Origin of the sequence: Pseudomonas sp. GD03842 (assembly GCF_029841165.1) — a bacterium.
GTDB lineage: Bacteria > Pseudomonadota > Gammaproteobacteria > Pseudomonadales > Pseudomonadaceae > Aquipseudomonas.
In genome coordinates this window covers 202,268-223,323 of record NZ_JAOCEA010000003.1, presented here as the reverse complement: position 1 = coordinate 223,323, position 21,056 = coordinate 202,268, and the positions used below count along the sequence as shown (strand labels likewise).

General features: G+C 60.2%; 20 protein-coding genes. 11 read left to right on the top strand and 9 right to left on the bottom strand.

Features of this window, described 5'->3' with window-relative positions:
- Positions 1–29 precede the first annotated feature (29 nt).
- The 4 genes from N5D61_RS05980 (at position 30) to rsd (ending at position 3,837) form a co-directional block, all read left to right on the top strand.
- On the top strand, positions 30–1,172 hold the full coding sequence (locus N5D61_RS05980) for a uroporphyrinogen-III C-methyltransferase (protein ID WP_279891386.1): 1,143 nt from the start codon (positions 30–32) through the stop codon (positions 1,170–1,172).
- The gene (locus N5D61_RS05975) at positions 1,169–2,416 is read left to right on the top strand and encodes a heme biosynthesis HemY N-terminal domain-containing protein (protein WP_279891385.1); all 1,248 of its coding nucleotides are present in this window, start codon (positions 1,169–1,171) and stop codon (positions 2,414–2,416) included. Before N5D61_RS05980 ends, N5D61_RS05975 begins: the two co-directional genes overlap by 4 nt.
- Before the next feature lie 250 nt (positions 2,417–2,666).
- On the top strand, positions 2,667–3,194 hold the full coding sequence (locus N5D61_RS05970) for a disulfide bond formation protein B (RefSeq protein ID WP_108236148.1): 528 nt from the start codon (positions 2,667–2,669) through the stop codon (positions 3,192–3,194).
- A 184-nt stretch (positions 3,195–3,378) separates the two neighbouring features.
- The gene (rsd, locus tag N5D61_RS05965; RefSeq protein WP_108236147.1) at positions 3,379–3,837 is read left to right on the top strand and encodes a sigma D regulator; all 459 of its coding nucleotides are present in this window, start codon (positions 3,379–3,381) and stop codon (positions 3,835–3,837) included.
- Between the two features lie 79 nt (positions 3,838–3,916).
- On the opposite strand, the gene N5D61_RS05960 is transcribed toward rsd, so the two are convergent.
- Positions 3,917–4,594 carry an FKBP-type peptidyl-prolyl cis-trans isomerase gene (locus N5D61_RS05960; RefSeq protein WP_108236146.1) on the bottom strand — a complete coding sequence of 226 codons (678 nt, stop codon included), beginning with the start codon at positions 4,592–4,594 and terminating at the stop codon, positions 3,917–3,919.
- A 181-nt stretch (positions 4,595–4,775) separates the two neighbouring features.
- Here N5D61_RS05960 and N5D61_RS05955 point away from each other — a divergent pair, with 181 nt between their 5' ends.
- Positions 4,776–5,852: an AlgP family protein gene (locus tag N5D61_RS05955; RefSeq protein ID WP_108236145.1), complete on the top strand. Its 1,077-nt coding sequence runs from the start codon at positions 4,776–4,778 to the stop codon at positions 5,850–5,852.
- On the opposite strand, the gene N5D61_RS05950 is transcribed toward N5D61_RS05955, so the two are convergent.
- Positions 5,849–6,316 (bottom strand): TIGR02444 family protein, encoded by a 468-nt coding sequence (locus tag N5D61_RS05950; protein WP_108236144.1) that lies wholly within the window; start codon positions 6,314–6,316, stop codon positions 5,849–5,851. The two genes, N5D61_RS05955 and N5D61_RS05950, sit on opposite strands and share 4 nt — an antisense overlap.
- A gap of 46 nt (positions 6,317–6,362) precedes the next feature.
- Here N5D61_RS05950 and N5D61_RS05945 point away from each other — a divergent pair, with 46 nt between their 5' ends.
- The 5 genes from N5D61_RS05945 to N5D61_RS05925 all read left to right on the top strand — a co-directional run bounded on the left by N5D61_RS05945 (position 6,363) and on the right by N5D61_RS05925 (position 12,226).
- Entirely contained in the window at positions 6,363–8,273 is a 1,911-nt protein-coding gene (locus tag N5D61_RS05945; RefSeq protein WP_279891381.1) for an ATP-binding cassette domain-containing protein, read from the top strand.
- Positions 8,273–8,878 carry a mechanosensitive ion channel family protein gene (locus N5D61_RS05940; RefSeq protein WP_279891379.1) on the top strand — a complete coding sequence of 202 codons (606 nt, stop codon included), beginning with the start codon at positions 8,273–8,275 and terminating at the stop codon, positions 8,876–8,878. Before N5D61_RS05945 ends, N5D61_RS05940 begins: the two co-directional genes overlap by 1 nt.
- 105 nt (positions 8,879–8,983) lie before the next feature.
- Positions 8,984–9,610 carry a LysE family transporter gene (locus N5D61_RS05935; protein ID WP_279891377.1) on the top strand — a complete coding sequence of 209 codons (627 nt, stop codon included), beginning with the start codon at positions 8,984–8,986 and terminating at the stop codon, positions 9,608–9,610.
- Positions 9,611–9,763: 153 nt separating this feature from the next.
- On the top strand, positions 9,764–11,659 hold the full coding sequence (locus tag N5D61_RS05930) for an FTR1 family protein (protein ID WP_279891375.1): 1,896 nt from the start codon (positions 9,764–9,766) through the stop codon (positions 11,657–11,659).
- A 114-nt stretch (positions 11,660–11,773) separates the two neighbouring features.
- A complete protein-coding gene (locus N5D61_RS05925) occupies positions 11,774–12,226 on the top strand; it encodes a YaiI/YqxD family protein (RefSeq protein ID WP_279891374.1) in 453 nt (150 codons plus the stop codon).
- Positions 12,227–12,248: 22 nt separating this feature from the next.
- Here the strand turns inward: N5D61_RS05925 and elbB are convergent, their stop codons facing one another.
- On the bottom strand, positions 12,249–12,920 hold the full coding sequence (gene elbB, locus N5D61_RS05920; RefSeq protein WP_108236138.1) for an isoprenoid biosynthesis glyoxalase ElbB: 672 nt from the start codon (positions 12,918–12,920) through the stop codon (positions 12,249–12,251).
- 322 nt (positions 12,921–13,242) lie between these two features.
- Entirely contained in the window at positions 13,243–13,863 is a 621-nt protein-coding gene (locus N5D61_RS05915; protein ID WP_279891372.1) for a DedA family protein, read from the bottom strand.
- 329 nt (positions 13,864–14,192) lie between these two features.
- Between N5D61_RS05915 and ppk1 the strand changes: the two genes are divergently transcribed.
- Positions 14,193–16,415, top strand: coding sequence for a polyphosphate kinase 1 (gene ppk1 / locus N5D61_RS05910; protein ID WP_108236136.1), 2,223 nt, complete (start codon positions 14,193–14,195; stop codon positions 16,413–16,415).
- On the opposite strand, the gene ppx is transcribed toward ppk1, so the two are convergent.
- The 5 genes from ppx to N5D61_RS05885 all read right to left on the bottom strand — a co-directional run bounded on the left by ppx (position 16,402) and on the right by N5D61_RS05885 (position 20,832).
- Positions 16,402–17,904 carry an exopolyphosphatase gene (ppx, locus tag N5D61_RS05905; protein WP_108236135.1) on the bottom strand — a complete coding sequence of 501 codons (1,503 nt, stop codon included), beginning with the start codon at positions 17,902–17,904 and terminating at the stop codon, positions 16,402–16,404. The genes ppk1 and ppx overlap by 14 nt on opposite strands.
- 93 nt (positions 17,905–17,997) lie before the next feature.
- Positions 17,998–18,732, bottom strand: coding sequence for an amino acid ABC transporter ATP-binding protein (locus tag N5D61_RS05900; protein ID WP_108236134.1), 735 nt, complete (start codon positions 18,730–18,732; stop codon positions 17,998–18,000).
- Entirely contained in the window at positions 18,719–19,369 is a 651-nt protein-coding gene (locus tag N5D61_RS05895; protein ID WP_279891614.1) for an amino acid ABC transporter permease, read from the bottom strand. Before N5D61_RS05895 ends, N5D61_RS05900 begins: the two co-directional genes overlap by 14 nt.
- Positions 19,366–20,031, bottom strand: a complete 666-nt coding sequence (locus tag N5D61_RS05890) for an amino acid ABC transporter permease (RefSeq protein ID WP_108236132.1) — start codon at positions 20,029–20,031, stop codon at positions 19,366–19,368. The genes N5D61_RS05895 and N5D61_RS05890 overlap by 4 nt, the downstream gene beginning before the upstream one ends.
- Positions 20,032–20,046: 15 nt before the next feature.
- Complete coding sequence (locus N5D61_RS05885) at positions 20,047–20,832, bottom strand: transporter substrate-binding domain-containing protein (protein WP_279891371.1); 786 nt, start codon at positions 20,830–20,832, stop codon at positions 20,047–20,049.
- Positions 20,833–21,056: the final 224 nt, after the last annotated feature.

The window sequence follows — 21,056 nt, the reverse complement described above, 5'->3', positions numbered from 1 at the left end:
GATCACGCCCAAATGCAAAGGATGGATACGTGAGCGAAACAGTCTTGCCAAAAGATGACGCAGAACCGGTAGTGGTCAAACCCGAGCCGTTGCCGGATTCCGTGCAAAAAGAACCCTCCAACCGCCGCTCAAGCAACGGGCTGGCTGTGCTGGCCTTGCTGTTGGGCGCTGCCGGAGTGGCGGTGGGTGGCTGGAGCGTATGGCAACTCAGGGCCATGCAGACGGGCCACCAGCAACAGGCCGGGCAATTGCAGGACATTGGTGCGCAGACCCAGGTCCTCAAACAGAGCGAGCAGCAGTTGGCAGCCCGTCTTGCTGCTCTGCCCCCGGCCGAAGAGCTGGAGGACCGTCGTCGACTGGTCACTCAGTTGCAGGGAGATCAGCAACGTCTGAGCCAACGCCTCGAAACCGTGCTGGGCGCCAGCCGCAAGGATTGGCGCTTGGCCGAGGCCGAGCATTTGCTGCGCCTGGCGAGCTTGCGTCTGTCCGCGCTGCAAGACATCAGCAGCGCGCAGGCCTTGGTCCAGGGGGCCGATGAGATCCTCCGCGAGCAGGACGACCCGGGAGCCTATGCCGCCCGCGAGCAGTTGGCGAAAAGCATGGCCGCGCTGCAAAGCGTCGACCAGCCTGATCGGACGGGCCTTTTCCTGCAGTTGGCTGCCCTGCGCGACCAAGCGGCTCAGCTTAATGCCCTTGCTCCGGAATACAAGGACAAGGGCGAATCGCTGCTCGGCCTCACCGATGGCTCCGAAGACAGTGAATGGGCGAAGTGGTGGGACAAGATTTCCCAGTACTTCCGCGTCGATTTCCATGCTGACAAGAACATTCGCCCATTACTGGCAGGGCAAAGCCTCACTCAAGTTCGTCTTTCGTTGAGTCTGGCGCTCGAGCAGGCTCAATGGGCCGCGCTCAATGGCCAACAGCAGGTGTATGTCCAAGCCGTCAACGAGGCGCGGAGCGTGCTCGACGCCAACTTCAACCAGGATAATCCGCAGAGCAAGTCGCTCGGTGAGCGACTGGATGCGCTGGCAAAGCAACCGGTTTCCGTAGCGACGCCGGATCTGACTCAAAGCCTCAGTGCGCTGCAAGCCTACCTTGAGCAACGCCACAAACCGGTAGGTGGAGCAGCCGAGCAGCCGTCAGAAGAGGCCAAGCCGGGGAGCAAGCCATGAAGCGCGCGTACCTGATCGTCTTTATTCTGATCATTATCGCGGCAGGCGCAGGGCTCGCCATTTCTCGTCATTCGGGCTATGTCCTGATCGCCTACGACACGTTCCGCTACGAATCGAGCCTGTGGGCAGCGCTGGCCTTGTTGATTGCTGTCGTTTTGCTGGTCTGGCTTGTGCGAGGGGTGATCAGGCTGCTGACCACCTCGGGTGGGGTTGTCAATCCATGGTCGCGCCGCAACCGTAGCCGTCGTGTGCAAAGGGCTATCGAACAGGGCCAGTTGGACCTCGCGGAAGGTCGTTGGGCCAGCGCTCAGAAACATTTGCACCGTGCAGCCGAGGCTGAACGCCAGCCACTGCTGTACTACCTGGGTGCCGCGCGGGCGGCGAACGAGCAAGGTCGCTACGAAGACAGCGACATGCTTTTGGAGCGCGCCCTTGAACGCCAGCCTCACGCCGAACTGGCCATCGCGTTGAGCCATGCGCAATTGCAGGTGGATCGGGGTGACAGCGAGGGCGCGCTGACGACCTTGCAGGCCATGCACGAGCGACATCCTCACAACCCTCAGGTCTTACGGCAGTTGCAACGGCTCTATCGCCAGCGAGGGCAATGGTCCGAGCTGATTCGACTCATGCCGGAATTGCGCAAGGACAAGGTTCTTCCTGCACAAGAACTGGCTGAACTGGAAAAGCGCGCGTGGGGCGAAAACCTTTCGTTGGCGGCTTACCGCGATGCGGAAAGTGATGTCGGCCCGGCCGGTTTGGCTGCGTTGGAAGCGGCGTGGCAGCAATTGACATCGGCTCAACGCCAGGAGCCTGCATTGATCCTTGCCTACGCGGACCAACTGCGTCGGCACGGGGCTGATGCGCAGGCCGAAGAAGTGCTACGCAACGCGCTCAAACGTGAATACAACAGCCACCTGGCACGCCTGTACGGGCTGGTTCGGGGGGAGGATCCCCAGCGTCAACTGCAAACGGCGGAGGGCTGGCTCAAGCAGCACGCCGATGATCCGGGCTTGCTGCTGACACTGGGTCGTCTGTGTCTGCAAAACAGTCTATGGGGCAAGGCGCGCGATTACCTGGATGCCAGTCTGAAGCTCCAGCGCAACCCTGAGGCCTGCGCCGAATTGGCTCGCCTGCTAGGGCAGCTGGGCGAAACAGAGCGAAGTAACCAGCTGTTTCAAGAGGGCCTGGGGTTGCTGGACGAACGTTTACTCGCCCGTCCATTACCGGCCCTTGCTCGCGTTTGAGGCGACAGACCCAGTTTAGAGAAGGCCCTGAAACAGGGCCTTTTTTGTTATGGTGTCGCCTCTTCGTGTAGGGCTTTTCCGAAAAGTGCGGAAGAGGCTTCCTTGCTCATCGAGTGATTAGAGTAAATTTCCCATCGGTGTAATCAATAGATCCTTAATCGCACTCGGAAACGTCCTCCTCCGGCTGCCTTGAAAGCGAGTCTCGCTTTCCTCTACCGTTACGGCCCTCGTCTTTTGTTACGGATTCTCCATGCATCTGGCTCGCACGCGCTCTTTGTTCTTTCTGGCGTTTCTCGCTTGCGCGTTGATCGTGGGGGTGGCTGTCTATCTGCAGCATTACCTGGGCTCCTTCCCTTGTCCCTTGTGTCAGGCTCAGCGTGTTTTGCTGTCGATCTGTTCTGCTGCCTGCCTCATTGCCGCCTTGCATGCCCCCGGTAATACCGGCTGGCGCGTTTATTCAGGGCTGATCCTTGCGGTCAGTCTGACCGGTGCGGCGGTCGCCGCCCGGCAGGTCTGGTTGCAGGGGGCGCCGGCTGAGAATCTGGATGCGTGCGCCCAGAACTTGCTGTTCCTGCTCGATACTCAACCCTGGTTGAAGGTGTTTTCATTGGTGATTGCCGGAAATGCTGGCTGTTCTGAAATCAACTGGTCGCTGTTCGGCATCAGTTTGCCCGAGTGGAGTCTGCTGGCGTTTTCAGGCATGACGCTGTTTGCGCTGTACTACCTATTCGTCGAGTTTCGTAGGCCGAAGCCAATGAATACTGGGAATGCGGATTAAACGCTTGTATGAACTTTATCGACTGCGTACCTTGAAGGCCTGGTCGCGCGGGCATAATCTGGGCCGCACGCAACATCGGATCATGCTGCTGTCGACGTTTTTTCAAAGCCGGTTTTCATAGGCTACGAGCCGGATCGCCCCTTGGCTCCGGAGTCGAGGAGCCCTGAAAGGAAGAGAGAACATCATGCTGGAAAGTTGCCAGAATGCTCAGGAACGCTGGGGTGGGGTTCACAAGCTGATCGACCGTTGGCTGCAGGAGCGCAACGAACTGATTCAGGCTTACGATGTGCTGGGCGCAGAGCCCGAAGCGCTGTCTGAAACCCGAAAGCAACTGCAGGAGTTCTGCGGCAGGCTGGTCGATTATGCATCGGCCGGTCACTTCGAAATCTACGAACAACTGACCGGCGAGGCCAAGGCGTTTAACGATCAACGCGGCCTTGAACTGGCCGACACGCTCTATCCACGCATCGACGTCATCACTGAGAAACTGCTCGCGTTCAATGATCTGTGCGATGAAGGCAAATGCGTCGCAGAAAAATTCAAGGAATTGGGCGGCTTGTTACACGAACGCTTCGAACTCGAAGATTGCCTGATCGAGGTGCTGCACAACGCGCACCAGGCACAGGACGCCGTTCAGGCTTGAGCGGCTCGCAAACAAAAAAGGGTGCCCTGTGGCACCCTTTTTTGTGCCGCTCACACGGCGAAGGCAGTGCCGTCCTGCGTCACTGCGACACTGCCAGCAGCTCGATTTCGAACACCAACGGTGTGTAAGGGTCGATCAAGTCACCTGCACCCTCTGCGCCGTATGCCTGTGCCGATGGAATCACGAGCCGCCATTTCGCCCCCACTGGCATGTCGGCCAGCGCCGTCGTCCAGCCTGCGATCACGCTGTCGAGCCGAAACCATTGGGGCTGCTGGCTCTGGTCGAAAATCGTGCCGTCGGGCAGGCGTCCGACGTACTTCACCTGAACGCGGCCATTGATATCCGGTTTCGGCCCGCTCCCCGGCGTCAGCTCGGTCATGAGGATGCCATCGGCCAATTGGCGAACACCTGGCTTGGCTTTCTCGGCCTCCATGAAGCGACGTTCCTCCTTGAGTGCGGCTTCGGTCTGCGGCTCCGTCTGGCCTGAATTTTCAGCCTGAGCAAGGGCCGCATCATGGTCGCTCAGGATCTGCTCCATGCGCTCGGGCTTGATCGCCAGCGGCTTGTTTTGGTACGCCTGCTGCAAACCTTCGATCAGGGCCGGCAATTGCAGGTCCGGAGCCTCCTGGCGCAGGCGTTCCCCCAGACTTGCGCCCAAGCTATAGGCCAGATCATGAGCATTGTCGGCGGGCGGGGTATCGGTCGCGTGGGCAAGGGGTACCAAGAGGAACAACGACATAAACAGGTAGCGCGACATGAATGCTCTCCGGCCTGGGAAGTGGCGATTATGCCAGTGCCGAACGGGGAATGTGATGGCGGATGTGGGAGGATTTTGCGGGCCGTGCAACAGAGCAAAGATTGTAGTGTCAAGATGCCCTAGCGGCGTAACGGGCAGAGGTCTAGTATGAGCCGCATTCAAATCAGCTAGGAGGAACGTCATGTCGGCCACCAAGAAGCCAGTAAACACTCCGTTGCATTTGCTTCAACACCTCTCGAGCAGCTTGCTCGAACACCTTGAAGACGCCTGCTCCCAAGCCCTGGCTGATGCGGAAAAGCTGCTCGCCAAACTTGAAAAACAACGCGGTAAGGCGCAAGAAAAACTGCACAAGTCCCGCACCAAATTGCAGGACGCCGCCAGCGCCGGTAAGGCCAAGGCACAGGCCAAAGCCAAAGACGCCGTCGCCGAACTCGAAGCCCTGCTCGATGCTTTGAAGGACCGTCAAACCGAAACCCGCACGTACATCCAGAACCTCAAGCGCGATGCACAGGAGAGCCTTAAGCTGGCGCAAGGCATTGGTCGTGTAAAAGAAGCGGTGGCCAAGGCGTTGAGTGACCGTGCGGCCAAGGCTCCGGCAAAAGCCCCGTCCAAGGCGCCTTCGAAGCTGGCAACCAAGCCCGCGGCGAAAGCACCGACAAAGGCACCTGCAAAAGTAGCGGCGGCCAAGCCTGCTGCCGCAAAACCGGTTGCGACCAAGCTGGCTGGTAAAGCGCCTGTTAAAACGGCTGCGGCCAAGCCCGCTGCTAAAACTGCCGGTACTAGAGCTGCTGCCGCTAAGGCCCCCGTTGCGGCCAAACCGGCCGCCAAGGCATCCGCCAAGCCAACCGTAAAAGCACCGGCTGCCGCCAAAGCTTCGACAAAAGCGGCCACTGCCAAAACCGCCGCCAAACCTGCACCCGTTGCTGCCAAGCCCGCGGCCAAGCCAGTCGCGAAGTCCGCGGCCAAGGCTTCATCCACCGCAGCGGCCAAGCCAGTCGCGGCCAAGCCCGTGACGAAGCAGACGAGCGCTGCAAAAACGGCGGCCAAACCAGCAGCGGCGAAAACCGCCGTAAAAGCTGCCCGCAAGCCTGCTGCTGCCAAGCCTGCGGCAAAGTCGGCCAAACCTTCAACGCCCGCGGCCTCGGCGGCCAAACCTGCGGCACCTGCGCCAGCCGCATCGACCTCGGCCCCCGCTCCAGCAGCGCCGACCGCGCCGGCTACTGCGTCGACCGGCTCGTCCTCGACCAGCGCTTCTTAAGCCGCGTCCAGCCCGACGCGTTGCAGCACTTGCAGCGCGTCGGGCGATTGAGTCCCCGCTTTTCCCGCCAGCGCCTTCAGCCACGCCCCCGCTGCCTGCACGTCCTGCCTGGGCCAGTTCTGCACCAGTCGCTGCAGCCTGACCAGCAGTTCGCGTTCGGCGTCCAGCTCCAATCCCTTCAACCGTTCCCGTAACGCGCCCAATTCTTCGTCGGCGGCGGCCGCTGCTTTCCATCGCGTCCGGATTGCTCTCAGCGGGCCTACCACGTCGTCGTGCCAAGGGGTCGCCAATTGTCTGATTTCTTCGGCGCGTTCCGGGTCGAAGGGAATGCGCCGTTGGTCCAGCCAGACGCCGCACAACAGCGCACACACATTGCCCCCATTGGTTTGTAGCGCGAGGCAGGCCTGCTCAACGCCGGGTCTGGCGTAGAAATCAAGGGTAAAGCTCCAAAGGTCGGAAGGCATCGTCATCTACCTGTTTTGGGCGAAGCTGGTAGACTCCGCCGCCATTATGATCAGACTTCAGAGCCTTACCTTACAGCGTGGTCCGCAGCGTCTGCTAGAAGATGCCGAGATGACCTTGCACGCCGGTCAGAAAGCCGGCCTGATCGGCGCCAACGGTGCCGGTAAATCCAGCCTGTTCGCCTTGCTTCGTGGCGAATTGTCCCCCGACAATGGCGATTGTTCGTTGCCCGCGGATTGGCGCATTGCCCATATGCGCCAGGAAGTCGATACCCTCGAACGCCTGGCGGTGGACTACGTCCTCGATGGGGATGTACGGCTGCGTCAGGTCCAGCGCGACCTTGCGGCGGCAGAAGCGGCCCAGGACGGGGCTGCCCAAGCACGCCTGCATTCGGAGCTGGACAGCGCCGACGGCTACACCGCCGATGCCCGCGCACGCAAATTGCTCGCCGGCCTGGGGTTCACCAACGAGCAGATGGAGCGTCAGGTGGGCAGTTTTTCCGGCGGCTGGCGGATGCGGCTGAACCTGGCGCAGGCCTTGATGTGCCCCTCGGATCTGCTATTGCTCGACGAGCCGACCAACCACTTGGATCTCGACGCGATTTTGTGGCTCGAAGACTGGCTCAAGGGCTACCCAGGCACCCTGCTGCTGATTTCCCACGACCGGGATTTCCTTGACGCGGTGGTGGATCACGTCGCGCATGTCGAGCAGAAGAAAATCACGCTCTACCGCGGTGGCTACAGCGCCTTCGAGCGCGCCCGTGCCGAACGTCTGGCTCAGCAGCAACAGGCCTACGAGAAGCAACAGGCCCAGCGCGCGCACATGGAAAAGTACATCGCCCGCTTCAAGGCTCAGGCGACCAAGGCCCGCCAGGCCCAGAGCCGGATCAAAGCACTGGAGCGTATGGAAGAGCTGTCCGCCGCCCATGTCGACTCGCCGTTCAATTTCACTTTTCGTGAATCCGACAAGATTTCCAGCCCTTTGCTGGATTTGTCAGACGCGCGTCTGGGCTATGGCGACAAAACCATTTTGCAGAAGGTCAAGCTGCAGCTGACGCCGGGAGCCCGTATCGGCTTGCTGGGCCCCAACGGGGCAGGTAAGTCCACCCTGATCAAAAACCTCTCTGGCGAGCTGTCACCCTTGAGCGGGCGGCTGTTGCGGGGTGAGAACACCGTGGTCGGCTACTTCGCCCAACACCAGCTTGATTCGCTGGATGCCAAGGCCAGTCCGTTGCTGCACCTGCAACGCATCGCTCCTGCCGAGCGCGAACAGACACTGCGCGATTTTCTGGGCGGTTTTGACTTCCGGGGTGCGCGGCTGGAAGAGCCGGTGTTGAATTTCTCCGGCGGCGAAAAGGCCCGTCTCGCATTGGCGTTGATTGCCTGGGACAAACCGAATCTGCTGCTGCTCGATGAGCCGACCAACCACCTGGACCTGGAAATGCGTCTGGCGCTGACCCTGGCGTTGCAGGAGTTCAGCGGGGCGGTACTGGTGGTCTCTCACGATCGTCACCTGCTCAAGAGCACGACCGACAACTTCCTGCTGGTCGCTGACGGGGCGGTCGAGGAATTCGACGGCGATCTCGACGATTACACCCGCTGGCTGGCGGACTATCGTCAGCGCAACGCGCCGGTGAGCAACACGCAGGTCAACCCTGACAAAACCGATAAGAAGGCTCAGCGCCAGCAGGCCGCGGCCCTTCGACAGCAGTTGGCGCCGCACAAGCGAGAAGCAGAAAAGCTGGAAAAGGAATTGGGTACGGTTCACGAGAAACTGGCGAAGATCGAAGCGGCGTTGGGCGACAGTGCGGTTTACGATGCCGCCAACAAGGACAAGCTGCGCGATTTGCTCGCCGATCAGGCAAAGTTAAAGAGTCGCGAGTCCGAGCTTGAAGAAGCCTGGATGGAAGCCCTCGAGTTACTCGAGTCGATGCAGGCCGAACTGGAAGCGCTGTCCTGATGGAGTCGTTGGCCTTGCCGGTGCCCGCTTATTGGATCGAACCGATTCTGGTTGGCTTGCAGATCCTGCTGATTCTGTTGATCGGCTACACCCTGCAGCGCTTTGTCGGACGCTTTCTCACCCGCATCGCCGAGCGCTATCCGTTGTTGCCGCCTGAGTTGCTGGTGATGGTGCGAGGTGGTTTGCGCTGGCTGATCATGGGGACGGCCCTGGTGGCGGTGCTGGGCCGCCTGGGAGTATCGGCCTCGGTGTTGTGGGCGGCGCTTTCAGGCTTCGTCGCCGTTGCTGCTGTCGCCTTTTTCGCCATGTGGAGCGTGCTCTCCAATCTGCTGTGCGCGGTGTTCATCTTCACCATGGGTCCATTTCGCATCGGTGATGTGGTTGAACTGGTGGACACGACGGACAAGCCGGGTATCAAAGGTCGTGTGACCGCTATCAATCTGATGTTTACCACGCTGGTCGAGTCCGCCGAGCTGGGTGGCACATTGGTCCAGGTGCCCAATAGTCAGTTTTTCCAGAAGTCGATTCGCCGCTGGCGCGGTACTGACGGGGTAGCCATTATTTCCGGGGAAAACCGGGCGAGCGACGGCGCAGTGCCGAAATAGCCTCACAGTTGCCTGCGAACTCGGCGTAACAGTTACAAACCATTGGTTTTTGTCCGTCACGGGCACTAGTTTAGGGCGCAGCTTTCGTTCTCCCTGAGGTGTGCAATGTCGCTTGAAACGTGGCTGGCCTTCTTCGCTGCTTGTTGGGTCATCAGTCTGTCTCCAGGCGCCGGTGCGATCGCATCGATGTCCAGTGGCCTGCAATATGGGTTTTTGCGCGGCTACTGGAACGCCCTGGGCTTGCAGCTGGCGCTCATTGTCCAGATTGCGATCGTTGCCGCGGGGCTGGGTGCCGTCCTTGCGACGTCGGCGCTGGCCTTCACGCTGATCAAATGGTTTGGTGTCGCCTACCTGGTGTACTTGGGCATCAAGCAGTGGCGTGCCTTGCCGAGCGACCTTGCCGATAGCGATTCCGTCCGCCCCGTGGGCAAGCCGCTGGCGTTGGTGACACGGGGCTTTCTGGTCAATATCAGTAACCCGAAGGCGCTGGTGTTCATGCTGGCGATCCTGCCGCAGTTCATCGACCCCCATCTTCCACTGCTACCGCAGTACCTCACGATCGGCGCGACGATGGTCAGTGTCGACCTGATTGTGATGGCGGGCTATACGGGGCTGGCTGCGAAGGTGTTACGTGCCCTCAAGACGCCACGGCAGCAGCGGCGGATGAACCGCACCTTCGCCGGTTTGTTCGTCAGCGCGGCGGCGTTTCTGGCGACCCTGCATCGGGCTTGATCGCACCCGCGCTGCTGCAGTCATACCTTTCCCGGTGGGGCGTCATTGAGACTGCCGACACCGGGAAATCATACCGGCGAAGAAGAGCGCTTGAGTGCGCGACGTTCAACATGAACAATAGCAACCCTTCGCATTCCTATTTGAGATCCACTCATGTTTCCCGCTTCTCGCTATTTGGCCTGCCTGGGCTTGATGCTCGTGAGTCTATTGAGCACGCCTGCCTCGGCAGGTGCCGTCGATGGCGCTGCCCAGGCGCTGCACTTGCTCGATTACGTGAGTGCCGATTACCCGCCGACGGTGGCTGATGGAAAGGTTGTCGATGAGGCCGAATACCAAGAACAGGTGGAGTTTCTGGGTGCACTGGCTGGCTTGATCGAGGCGCTGCCTCCGCGGGCGGAGCGCGGCGAACTGGCCCAAGGCGTCAAGGCATTACAAGGTGCTGTCGATCAGAAGCGGGACGGGACCGTCGTCGCACGCCAGGCGCGTCAGCTCGGTGCGAAGCTGGCAGCAGCCTACGAGGTGAGTCAGGCGCCTGTCATCACGCCGGACCCCTCCCGTGGCGCGCCGCTCTATGCACAGAACTGTTCCGTGTGCCACGGCGAAGTCGGCGGCGGTGATGGCCCGGCGAGCATTGGCATGACGCCCTCTCCGGCCAATCTGCGGGACGCGGCGCGACTGGACCGACTGAGTCTCTACGATATCTTCAACACCCTCGGTCTGGGCATCGAGGGGACTGACATGCCCTCGTTCGCCGACCAGATGGACGAGCGTCAGCGTTGGGACGTCGCGACCTACATCGCGGGTTTCAGCGCTGAGAAACAGGCTCAGCCGGTCAAGACGTTCAACCTCCCTGATCTCGCACGCCAGACGCCTGCCGAAATCGCGTCGGCCGAAGGCGCACAGGCGGCGGCCGCGTTTCGAGCCCAGCGTGCTCAGCCGCCGCAGGTGCAGCGTGGCCCGGCGCAGTTGCTCGACTACACCCGTGCGACGCTGGACAAAAGCCTTGCCGCGTATCAGGCCGGTGATCGCGAACAGGCGTATGACCTTTCGGTGGCCGCCTACCTCGAAGGTTTCGAGCTGGTGGAAAGCTCGTTGGATAACGTCGACGCCAACGTGCGCAAGGATACCGAAAAGGCGCTGATGGCTTACCGGCAAGCCCTGCAGGATGGATTGCCACCTGCTCAGGCCGCCGAGAGGCTCGACGCGGCGAAGCTGAAATTGCAGGCATCGGCGGACTTGCTTGGCAGCGATGGCCTGAGCACCTCGTTGAGCTTCATTTCCGGTCTGCTGATTCTGCTGCGGGAGGGGCTGGAGGCCATTCTGGTGTTGGCGGCAATTCTGGCGTTTCTGCGCAACACCGGGCAGCAATCGGCGGTGCGCAGCGTAAACGCCGGCTGGGGCTTGGCGCTGCTCGCAGGGCTGGGAACCTGGGCGCTGGCGGCGTACGTGATCGACGTCAGTGGCTCGCAGCGTGAATTGTTGGAGGGCGCCACTGCGCTGTTCGCCAGCGTCATGGTGTTGTGGCTGGGCGTCTGGATGCACGACCGTCGCCATGCAGCGGCCTGGCAGGACTACATCAAGAGCAGCCTGGTCGGCGGTGGTGGCCGCTTCGGCTTCGCGGTGCTCGCGTTCTTCTCGGTCTATCGCGAGTTGTTCGAAGTGATCCTGTTCTACGAGACCCTGTGGTTGCAGGCAGGTCCGGCCGGGCATAACGCTGTGTTGGCCGGGGGCGCCACAGCGCTGGTACTTTTGGTCGGCTTGGCCTGGGTGATATTGCGCGGCTCGGCGAAGCTGCCTCTGGCCATGTTCTTTGGTATCAACGCCGCGCTGTTGTGCGCGCTTTCCGTCGTATTTGCCGGGCATGGTGTCAAAGCGTTGCAAGAGGCCGGCATCTTCGGAACACGTCCGGTGCCGTTCTTCGAGTTCGACTGGCTGGGCATTCACGCCGATGCGTACTCACTGAGTGCTCAGGCCATTGCCTTGATCGCGATTGCCATACTGTATGGCCGTAGTCGTCTGGTGGGAAAGCGTCGCATCGAAGCTGCTTGAAACCTGTTAAGGGGCTGCCGCATGGCGCCCCTTTCCGTCACGCAAATCGCGACGCACACGTCGTGGTTCGGCCCATACGGTTCACTAGAAAATCGTCACCAGGACTTTTCAATCATGCGTGTTTGGATCGACGCCGATGCCTGTCCCAAGGCCGCGCGGGATCAAGTGGTCAAGTTTGCCCTCAAGCGGCAATTCGAAGTGGTGCTCGTCGCCGGGCAGGCCGTCCCTCGACCCGCTTTCGCGTTGGTCAAGCTGATCGTGGTGCCAAGCGGGCCTGATGCCGCCGACGATTATCTCGTGGAGCACGCGGTGCCGGGTGAATTGGTGATTTGCAGCGATGTTCCCTTGGCAGACAGACTGGTCAAGAAGGGGGTCGCTGCTCTGGATCCCCGTGGCAAAGAGTTCGATGCCCAGAACATGGGCGAGCGCCTGGCTGTGCGTAACCTATTCACCGATTTGCGTGAGCAGGGCCAAGTGGGAGGAGGGCAAAGCGCCTACGGAGATCGTGAAAAACAGGCCTTCGCCAACGCGCTGGATCGAATCCTGACGCGCTTGGCGCGAGGCTGAATCGCACGTGCCGCTCGTGGGCTCAGGGTTGCGGTTCTTCCATCGCCAATTCCAACACCCGGTCCACCAGCTTGTTGATACCGGTCGCCACCTCGCTGATTGATTTGGCGACCATGTACGCCGGTGTGCTGACCAGCTTGCGGTCTTTGTCTTCGACAATATCGGCCACGTCACACGTCTGATGCTGGCCGCCCATCTTGGTGATCTTCGCGGCTGTTTCGGCGCAGTTGCCGATGGTGCAGGTTACGCCTGGGCCGTAGATCTTGGCGGCCAGGGCAGGGGCTACGCAGATCAGGCCGATCGGCTTGCCCGCCTCGGCGAATGCTTCGGCCATGGCCAGCACTTGCGCCTGAACCCTGCAGCCCGATCCTTCTGTCGCGAAATTCGAGAGGTTTTTCGCTGCGCCAAATCCGCCAGGAATGATCAGGGCATCGAATTCACTGATATCGGCCTCACGAATGTCTTCGATGGCTCCCCGGGCGATCCGTGCCGACTCCACCAATACGTTGCGGGTTTCGGGCATTTCTTCGCCGGTGAGATGGTTGACGACGTGGTGTTGAGGGATGTTCGGCGCGAAGCATTTGACCTGGGCGCCGCGCTGGTCGAGGCGCAGCAGGGTGAGCACGCTTTCATGAATTTCCGCGCCGTCCTGCACGCCACAACCGGAAAGAATGACCGCTACCTTTTTGCTCATCGTATTTTCCCCTTCAGGGCGATCCGGTCGAGCCGGGTACGCCAGATATGTCGTGCTCCGTGGCGTGGACTACACCCGCGATGTCTTCCAATGTCTCTTAATTTGTCATTGGTTGCCACAGGACGTTCGTTTTGAGAACGCCTGTTTATGGAAATTCCATCATCGTGAAGCGCCCATGCGGCGCTCTAGAGGGCGTTAATTTGAACTTGGACGGGAAGACGCTGGCAGGGAACGTGCCGCAATGGCATTCACTGTGTTTGGGATCAAGGCGCGTGTAAAGGGCCTGTGAGGCGCAATGGCGTTCGTTGCGCTCGGGGTGGGGTCACTCGTCTGGCCGGTCCTTGGCCTCGGCCGCGGCCGACTTCGCCAACCTTGCTTCTTCGCGTGCGATACGAGCGTTCTTGATGCGACGTCTGATCCACAGCAGGCCACCGATGACCAGCAAGGCGCCCAATACCCAGAGTTCGTATTTCTTCACGTTGCCCAGCAAGCCTTCGAGCACAGCCCCGAATTTGTAGGCCGCTGCGCCCAACGCGGCGGCCCAGATGGCGGCGCCAATGCCGTTGAGCAGCAGATAGCGCCCCGGTGGATAACCGGACAAGCCGATGGCCACAGGCATGACGGTGCGCAGGCCATAGACGAAACGGAAGCTCAACACCCAAATGTCCGGGTGCTTGCGAATATGTTCCAGCGCACGATCACCGAGCATTTGCCAGCGTGGTTTGCGTGCCAGAAGCTTGCGGCCGTGCTTGCGCCCCATGAAATACCAGAGCTGGTCCCCGGCATAGCTGCCGAAGAAGGCAACTACCACGACCAGATTGATGTCCATGTACCCACGAAACGCCAGAAATCCAGCGAGAACCAGAATGGTCTCACCTTCGAAAAAGGTGCCGAGGAAAAGGGCGAAGTAGCCAAATTCTTGTAAAAAATGCTGGAGCATCATATGGGTGCTGGCGAAATGAACGCGCAGCCTAACGCGCCGGGCACATTCAGGAAAGTGTCGAAATGTGTCTCCACGTTAAAGTTTCTTACGACATCGCTAGATTTGTCGTCTAACGAGCAGGTTTGCGTCGCGGCCTGTATGGTGAACTTTCAACTGTCATGCAAGAGTCACAATGCTGGCTTATAACTGTCACGTTTGTCCGCAGGAGCCCGGTGTGACCGGTCTTCGCCGCTGTTCGTCCCCTTTCTGTGGCGGGACCGGCAGGTTGATCTCCTCAGCCGTTCCCACGGCCCAACTGTGATAAGGGCGATTGCCTTACAGGATTATTCATGAGTACCGAAGGAACATCCCAAGCAGCCATTGAAATCGACCCCCCGGTCATGTCTCAGGAAGTCACCTCCGTGGTCGAGCCGACCATCGAGGTTGTGCCCGTTCCTGAAGCGCACACGCCCGCCGCGCCAGCCGTCGTCATCCCGAATCTGGATGACAGCAGCCTGTATATTCATCGCGAGCTGTCACAGCTGCAGTTCAACATCCGGGTTTTGGAACAGGCGCTGGATGAATCCTATCCGCTGCTCGAACGTCTCAAGTTCCTGCTGATCTTTTCCAGCAACCTGGACGAATTCTTCGAAATCCGCGTCGCGGGGCTGAAAAAGCAGATCACCTTCGCCCGCGAGCAAGCTGGTGCCGACGGCCTGCAGCCTCACCAGGCCCTGGCCCGCATCAGTGAGCTGGTTCATGGTCACGTAGACCGTCAGTACGCGATTCTCAACGACATCCTGCTGCCCGAGCTGGAAAAGCATCAGGTGCGCTTCATTCGCCGCCGTTACTGGACCACCAAGCTCAAAACCTGGGTGCGTCGGTATTTCCGCGACGAGATCGCGCCGATCATCACCCCCATCGGTCTGGACCCGACGCACCCGTTCCCTCTGCTCGTCAATAAATCCCTGAACTTCATTGTGGAGCTGGAGGGCATCGACGCCTTCGGTCGGGATTCGGGGCTGGCGATCATTCCGGCGCCGCGTCTGCTGCCGCGGATCATCAAAGTGCCGGAAGATGTCGGGGGGCCGGGGGATAACTATGTGTTCCTGTCGTCGATGATCCATGCTCACGCCGATGACTTGTTTCAGGGCATGAAGGTCAAGGGCTGCTACCAGTTCCGTCTGACCCGTAACGCGGACCTGGCGCTGGATTCCGAAGACGTTGAAGACTTGGCTCGCGCGTTGCGGGGCGAATTGTTCTCACGCCGCTACGGCGATGCGGTGCGGCTGGAAGTGGCCGACACCTGCCCGAAACACCTGTCGGACTACCTGCTCAAGCAGTTCAACCTGAGCGAAACCGAGCTGTATCAGGTCAACGGCCCGGTCAACCTGACGCGTCTGTTCAGCATCACCGGCCTGGACAGCCATCCGGAGTTGCAATACACGCCGTTCACGCCCGCCATTCCGAAGCTTCTCCAGAACAGCGAAAACATCTTCAACGTGATCAGCAAGCAGGACATTCTGCTGCTGCACCCCTTCGAATCCTTCACTCCGGTCGTGGATTTGCTGCGCCAGGCCGCTAAAGACCCTCACGTCCTGGCGGTGCGCCAGACCCTCTACCGCAGCGGCGCGAACTCGGAGATCGTCGACGCGCTGGTGGACGCCGCGCGTAACGGCAAGGAAGTGACGGCCGTCATCGAGCTGCGCGCGCGGTTCGACGAAGAGTCCAACCTTCAATTGGCCAGCCGCCTGCAAGCTGCCGGTGCCGTGGTGATCTACGGTGTGGTTGGCTTCAAGACCCACGCCAAAATGATGCTGATCCTGCGTCGTGAGGCAGGCGAAATCGTTCGCTATGCGCATCTGGGTACCGGAAACTACCACGCCGGCAACGCCCGTCTGTACACCGACTACAGCTTGCTGACCTCTGACGATGCATTGTGCGAAGACGTCGGCAAACTGTTCAGCCAGTTGATCGGCATGGGCAAGACGTTACGCATGAAAAAGCTGCTGCATGCGCCGTTCACGCTCAAGAAAGGCATGCTCGACATGATCGCTCGCGAGACGCAATTCGCGACGGACGGCAAGCCTGCGCATATCATCGCCAAGTTCAACTCGCTCACCGACCCGAAGATCATCCGTGCGCTTTACAAGGCCAGCCAGATGGGCGTGAAGATCGACTTGGTGGTGCGTGGCATGTGCTGTCTGCGGCCGGGTGTTCCAGGCGTGTCACACAACATTCAGGTGCGTTCGATCGTGGGCCGCTTTCTGGAGCACACCCGTGTGTTCTATTTCCTCAACGGCGGCGACGAGCAGATGTTCCTGTCCAGTGCCGACTGGATGGAGCGCAACCTCGACAAGCGTGTCGAGACCTGCTTCCCGGTCGAAGGCAAGAAGCTGATTTTGCGGGTGAAAAAGGAGTTGGAGGGGTATCTCACCGACAACACCCACGCCTGGCTGCTGCAGCCGGACGGGCGCTATATCCGCAGCACGCCGACCGGCAACCAGAACGCTCGCAATGTGCAGGCAGCGCTGCTGGAAAAACTCAGCAACCCGGTCCTCAGCGTACGCTGAGGACGATTCCGACTCGGGTCAACCACTCCGCTTCCAGCGCGAAGTCGGCCTGAGTCAGCTGGTTGTTTTCCAGCCACCCGTGCGGAAACTGGATGTCGAGTTGGTGGTCGTTTGCAGTCAACACCGGTTGCGGCATTTCCTGCGTGCCGCGGATGTGGTGAAACAGGATTGCAAAGCGCAGCAGCACGCACAAACGAATCAGCTTCACTCCCTCATCCCCGAATTCGGCGAACTTGTCCTTCGGGATGTTGCGACGGTGCCCGCGTACCAGCAACGCGAGCATTTGTTGATCCTCCCGAGAAAACCCTGCCAGGTCCGAGTGCTCGATGAGGTAAGCGCCGTGCTTGTGGTAGTGGTAGTGAGCGATGTCCAGGCCCACCTCATGCACTTTGGCGGCCCAACTGAGCAGATCGCGGTAAAGGTCGTCTTCGAGCTCCCAGGCCTGGGCGACCTGATCCAGTGCTGAGAGTGCCTTGCGTTCGACGCGGGCAGCCTGTTCCAGATCGACGTGATAACGGTCCATCAGCGAGCTGAGCGTGCGTTCGCGGACGTCTTCGTGGTGGTAGCGGCCGAGCAGGTCATACAGCACCCCCTCGCGCAGGGCCCCTTCGCAATGGTCCATGCGTTGCAGGTCGAGGGCGTCGAAGATGGCCTCGAGAATCGCCAGGCCGGCCGGAAAAATAGCCCGGCGATCCGGTTTGATGCCTTCGAAATCGATCTTGTCGACCTCGCCCAGCTTCATCAGCTTGCGTTTGAGCCACGCCAATCCGTCTGCGTTGACCTCGCCGTTGCCATGGCCGCCGGCTTTCAGGGCCAGGCCGATGGCACGAATGGTACCGGACGAACCGATAGCTTCGTCCCAGGTCAGGCGATGCAGGGCGTGCTCGATGCTCATGATTTCCAGCCGCGCCGCCGTGTACGCCTGCGCGTAGCGCGCGGGGGTGATCTTGCCGTCCTTGAAATAACGCTGGGTAAAGCTCACGCAGCCCATTTGCAGGCTTTCGCGCAACAGGGGTTCGAAGCGCTGGCCAATGATGAATTCGGTACTGCCGCCACCGATGTCGGCGACCAGACGTTTGCCTGAGGTGTCGGCCAACGTGTGGGAAACGCCCAGGTAAATCAGGCGGGCTTCTTCACGTCCGGAGATGACTTCCACCGGATGCCCGAGAATTTTCTCGGCGCGGTGAATGAATTCGTTGCGGTTGCGGGCTTCGCGCAGGGCGTTGGTGCCGACGATCCTCACCGAACCGGCGGGCATGCCGTTGATCAACTGGGCGAAGCGCTTGAGGCAATCGAGCCCGCGCTGCATGGATTCTTCGGTGAGTTGACGCTCGTCGTTGATCCCGGCGGCCAACTGCACCTTCTCGCCGAGCCGCTCAAGGATGCGAATTTCACCTTGGTGGGCCTTGGCAACCACCATGTGGAAGCTGTTGGAGCCCAGATCGATCGCGGCGATCAGCGAGAGATTTTTTTCGGCGATTGGCGGCATGGTCAAAGGTCCCGGTCAATAACCCCGACATCGTGCCACGAACCGCCATTGTCGCCAAACAGCGCGATGCATTCGCTGGGCGCGCGGAGATCGTCAGGCGCTCTCCACCGAGCCTATGAAGTTGGCCAGTTCAGGCGTCTTCGGATTGGCCATCAACTCCCGCGGATCACCCACTTCATGCACCTTGCCCTGATGCATGAACACCAGTTTGTCGCCCACCTCCCGGGCGAAGCGCATCTCGTGCGTCACCATAATCAGCGTCATGCCGTCTTTGGCCAGTTCTCGTACCACGCTGAGTACTTCGTTGACCAACTCCGGGTCCAGCGCCGAGGTGATCTCATCGCATAGCAGCACTTTTGGCGACATCGCCAACGCCCGGGCAATGGCCACACGCTGCTGCTGACCACCGGACAAGCGGTCAGGAAAGGCATCGAATTTCTCACCGAGCCCCACACGATCGAGCATCTGTTTTGCCAGTCTGGCGGCGTCGGATTTCGAGGTCTTCTTGACCACCTGCGGCGCCAGCATCACGTTCTCACCGACGGTCAGGTGTGGAAACAGGTTGAACTGCTGGAACACCATGCCGACTTTCTGCCGCAGGCTGCGCAGATCCGCGCGTGCAGCGTCGAGATATTCGCCATCGACTTCGATCACCCCGTCGTTGATCGACTCCAGGCCGTTGAGCGTGCGCAGCAGCGTGCTTTTCCCCGACCCGCTTCGGCCGATGATTGCTACCACCTGGCCTTCTTCCACGCTCAGGTCGATGCCTTTGAGCACGTGGTGGTCGCCGTAGTACTTGTGCAAGGCGGAAATTCTAAGCAGAGGCATGAAGTCTCCTTTCCAGGTAGCGCGCGCTGAGCGACAACGGGTAGCAGAGCAGAAAGTAGCCCAAGGCGACGAAGCCATAGACCATGAAAGGCTGAAAGGTGGCATTGGCGAGCATGCCGCCGGTTTTGGTCAGTTCGGTAAAGCCGATGATCGAAGTCACTGCCGTACCTTTGACCACTTGCACCGAAAATCCCACGGTGGGGGCCACGGCGATGCGCAAGGCTTGCGGCAGTATCACGTAGCGAAGTTGTTCGAAACGGGTCAGTGCCAGGCTCGCCGAGGCTTCCCATTGGCCGTTGGAAATGGACTCCACGCAACCCCGCCAGATTTCGGCCAGATAGGCGCTGGTGAAGAGCGTCAGCGCCAAGGCCGCCGCCAGCCACGGGGAGATGTCCACGCCCAGCAATGCCACCCCGAAAAACACCAGAAACAGCTGCATCAGCAATGGCGTACCCTGAAACAGCTCGATGTAGGCGCGAGCCAGCGTGCGCACTGCCGATGTGTGCGAAATGCGGGCGGTCATCACCAGCAGGCCGATGACGCCACCGCCGAGAAACGCCACCAGCGACAGCAACAGCGTCCATTGCAGGCCGGTAAGCAGGTTGCGCACGATGTCCCATACGGTGAAGTCCATCAGCGTCTCCTTGCGATGTAACGCTGGCCAACCCATCCCAGCAACTGACGAATCAGCAGGGCCATGAACAGGTAGATCAGTGTGGTGATGATGTATGTCTCGAAGGCGCGGAAATTACGCGACTGGATGAAATTCGCCGCGAAGCTCAGTTCTTCCGTGGCGATCTGCGAACACACTGCCGAGCCGAGCATCACGATGATGATCTGACTGCTCAGCGCGGGCCAGACCTTGCCCAAGGCTGGAATCAACACGACGTAACGGAACGTCTCGAAGCGTGTCATCGCCAGGGCTGCCGAAGCTTCCAGTTGGCCCCGAGGAATCGCCTGAATGCCCGCTCGAATGATTTCCGTGGAATAAGCGCCCAAGTTGATGACCATCGCCATCACGGCTGCCTGCCATTCGGAAATCTGCAACCCCAGCGACGGCAGCCCGAAAAAGATGAAGAACAGCTGCACCAGGAAGGGCGTATTGCGTATCAGCTCGACATACACCCCAAACGCGGCTGAGAACGGCTGGATCTTCCAGGCCCTGACAATCGCGCCGACGATGCCCACGCTGACACCCAGCAAAGTGCCGATGGCCGTCAATTCCAGCGTGAACAGCGCACCACGTAGCAGCAGGTCAGCATTTTGCAGAACCGGGATGAAGTCGAACTGATAGGCCATCTGAATGAGCTCCGATCAGAGATCGGCCGGCAACGGCTGTTTCAGCCAGGTCTGGGCGTTTTTCTCCAACGTACCGTCTTTCTTCGCCGCCTCGATAATCTCGTTGACCTTGGCCAAAAGCTCAGGCTGGCCTTTGTTTACGCCGACGTAGACGGGCGAATCCTTGAGTTTCACCTTGAGCGCCGGGATGCGTTTGGGATTTTTCTCGCTGATCGCGACCATCACCACGTTACCGCTGGCGATCAGGTCGGTCTGGTTCGCCAAGTAGGCAGCGATGGTGGAGTTGTTGTCTTCGAAGCGTTTGATGGTGGCTTCCTTCGGCGCGACGGCAGTCAGCTCGATGTCTTCGATGGCGCCGCGGGTCACGCTGATGGTTTTACCTTTCAGGTCGTCCACGCTGTGGATGGTGGCTTCCGGTGGCCCGAACACGGCCAGATAGAACGGCGCATAAGCGTGGGAAAAGTCGATGACCTTCTCCCGATCCGGGTTCTTGCCGAGGCTGGAAATCACCAGATCCACTTTGCCGGTGGTCAGAAAGGGAATGCGGTTGGTGCTGTTGACCGGGGTCAGTTCGAGTTTGACCTTCAGCTTGTCAGCGATCAGCTGCGCGGTATCGATGTCCAGGCCGCGTGGCTTCATGTCGGGGCCTACCGAGCCGAAAGGTGGGAAGTCTTGCGGTACGGCGACTTTCAGGGTGCCGCGGGCGGTCACGTCATCCAGACCATTGGCCTGGGCGGGGGCCTGGCCCAGCATCAGGCTGGCAAACAGGGCGGCGAGCAGTGCGCTGTAACGCTTGATCATATGACGTCTCCGAATCGTAGGAGTAGGCGAGGGATGTGTAGTGTTCCACCGCCAGTGCACAGCCCATGCCAGCCATCCGTTTCTGACGGGGGAATGCGGGCTGGGCGGACATTCCGGTCTAACTGGTCTGAACAGTTGAAGCCATGCGCGCCCCGCTTTGGCGCGCTTGGAGGCCGCGTCGCCCCTCGCTTGGGCGTCACTTGCCGAATGTTCGCGATGACGAT